Raw genomic sequence first — 2,358 nt, forward strand, 5'->3', positions numbered from 1 at the left:
GGGGCCGCTACCCGGCCTGGCCACCGCCGTTGGCATGGTGGCGCTGCTGGCGTGCTGGCACGCGCTGCTGGCGGCGCGTCTGCGCGCGCAGGCCACGCGCCAGTTGCCCGGCTTCCTGGAAAGCATGGTGCGGCTGGCCAGCGTCGGCCACAGCCTGGCGTCGGCGTTTTCCACCATTGCCCAGGAAACGCCGGCCCCGCTGGGCCCGATGCTGCGCACCGCCTTGTCCGGACAGATGGCCGGCATGGAGCTGGACCAGATGCTGGAACGCGGTGCCGAGCGCCACGGCATCGCCGAACTGCGCCTGCTGGCCGCCGCGCTGCGCGTTGCCGCGCGCTTCGGCGGGCACCCGGAAAAACTGGTCGGCCGCGTGGCCGCGCTGCTGCGCACCCGCGAAGCCACCCGCGCCGAACTGCTGGCACTGACCGCCGAAGTGCGCCTTTCCGCCTGGCTGCTGTGCCTGCTGCCGGTGGGCATCGCCTTCCTGCTGTTCGGCCTGAACCCCGACTACGCCCGCCCGCTGCTGGACGACCCCACCGGCCACAAACTGCTGGCCGGCGCCATCGGCTTGCAGATCACCGGCGCGCTGCTGCTGTGGCGCATGACGAAGAGTGTGTGAGGCTGGGAAGGGGGAAGAGGGAAGGGAGAAGGGAAACGTCAACGGCAACACCGCTTGGTTTTGACGTGGCGGTTGCTTTTACCCTTCTCCCTTCCCTCTTCCCCCTTCCCCCCCAAAACCCACCCTTCCAAGCCATAAAGGAACCGCTCATGACAACCCGGATGCTGCTGGTACTCGGCGTTTTGTTGATCGGCGCGGGCCTGCTCACCGCCGCCAGCGAATGGTTGCGCAGTCAGCTCACCGAGCGGCGGTTGTTCACGCGCCTGCCGCCGGGCGGCAGCGGCGAGCGCGGCCACGAGGCGGCGCCGGGCCATCCGCTGGCGACACTGGCGCGGCGGTTGATCCGCGACCCGGCCGGGCTGCGCCACAGCCACCCGGTGCGGCGGCAACTGGTGGCCGCCGGCTACGCGCGTGAAGTGGACTTCTACTACTACCTGGTGATCCGGCTGGCGCTGCCCATCGTCACCGCATCGGGCGCACTGGCCCTGGCGCATGGCGGGCGCTGGGCGATCCCGGCGGTGTGCGGTGGCGCGCTGCTGGGCATCCTGGCGCCGTCCTGGTGGCTGAAGGCCCGGGCGCGGCGGCGCGGCGCACGGGCGCAGCAGGAGCTGATCCTGCTGGTGGACCTGCTCCGCATGCTGCACGGCGCGGGCCTGGGCACCGGGCAATCGCTGCTGGAGCTGGCCGATGGCTTTGGCAACGTGCTGCCGACGCTGACGCCGGAGCTGCGCGTTGCCAATCACCAGTTCCAGTGCGGGCGCGGCCGGCGCGAAACGCTGGAACCGCTGGCCGCACTGTTCCAGTTACCCGACTTCTCGTCCTTCGCCGAGCTGGTCGATCGCATCGAACGCTACGGCGGCGCGGCGGACGAGCCGCTGGGCCGCTTTGCCGAACGCCTGGCCGAGCAATACCGGCTGGACCTGAAAACCCGCATCGGCCGCACCACGGTCAAGATGACCGTGGTGATGGTGCTGTTCATGCTGCCCTCGCTGCTGGTGCTGCTGGCCGCGCCGGGCATGCTGTCGGTGCTGCGCTTCCTGGCGAGCGCGCATCCATGACGGGTGGATCGGGCATCCCGTATCACCACCGAGGAAAACCGATGAGATCGACACACCCTCGTTACGTCCCGGCAGCCGTCGCATCCGGTGCGCTCGCCATCGCCCTGGCCCTCTTGGCCGGCTGCGCCACGCCGCCGCAACAGACCGCCGCGACCCCAGCCGCCATCAGCCCGGTGGGGCAGGAGAAAACCTATCTGGAACTGATCGACGGCCTGATGAAACAGGGCGCCTACCACGCCGCGCTGGCGCATCTGGACGGCTTCGAGCGCGACTATGGCCCCCGCGACGGCACCCGCCTGCTGCGCGCCGACGCCGAGCGCCTGACCGGCGAACGCGAGGCCGCTGCCACCCATTACGAAGCCCTGCTGAACAGCCCCTACCGTGCCAGCGCGCTGCATGGGCTGGCGTTGATCGCCGCGCCCACCGATCCGGCACGCGCCATCGCGTTGCTGGACGACGCCACCCGCGCCGATCCCACCCGCGCCAGCCTGTGGAACGACCTGGGCTTCCTCGCGCTGCAACAGGCCGACTGGCCCCGCGCGGCCCGCGCACTGGGCCGCGCCGCCGAACTGGCGCCGGATCAGCCGCGCTATCAGGCCAACCTGGCGCTGTATCGCGAACTGGTCGGCCAGCCCCAGGCCGCCGACCTGCCGCCCGACGTGCTGGCGCGCATCCAGCGCG

Annotated in this window: 3 protein-coding genes; all 3 read left to right on the plus strand. The window is 71.0% G+C overall.

Translation table 11 applies throughout. From position 1 onward, the window contains the following. Positions 1-619: type II secretion system F family protein (locus FAZ21_RS19965; protein ID WP_136775181.1), on the plus strand; the 619-nt coding region annotated here is incomplete at its 5' end. A gap of 149 nt (positions 620-768) precedes the next feature. Then, on the plus strand, positions 769-1,677 hold the full coding sequence (locus FAZ21_RS19970; protein WP_136775182.1) for a type II secretion system F family protein: 909 nt from the start codon (positions 769-771) through the stop codon (positions 1,675-1,677). A 41-nt stretch (positions 1,678-1,718) separates the two neighbouring features. Then, on the plus strand, positions 1,719-2,358 hold a 640-nt coding region (locus FAZ21_RS19975), incomplete at its 3' end, for a tetratricopeptide repeat protein (protein WP_211243549.1).

It is taken from the genome of Chitiniphilus eburneus (genome assembly GCF_005048205.1).
Lineage (GTDB): Bacteria > Pseudomonadota > Gammaproteobacteria > Burkholderiales > Chitinibacteraceae > Chitiniphilus > Chitiniphilus eburneus.

What these genes read in the sequence shown, in the direction of transcription:
- FAZ21_RS19970 (WP_136775182.1), top strand. Translation starts at nt 769, where the DNA reads ATGACAACCCGGATGCTGCTGGTACTCGGCGTTTTGTTGATCGGCGCG.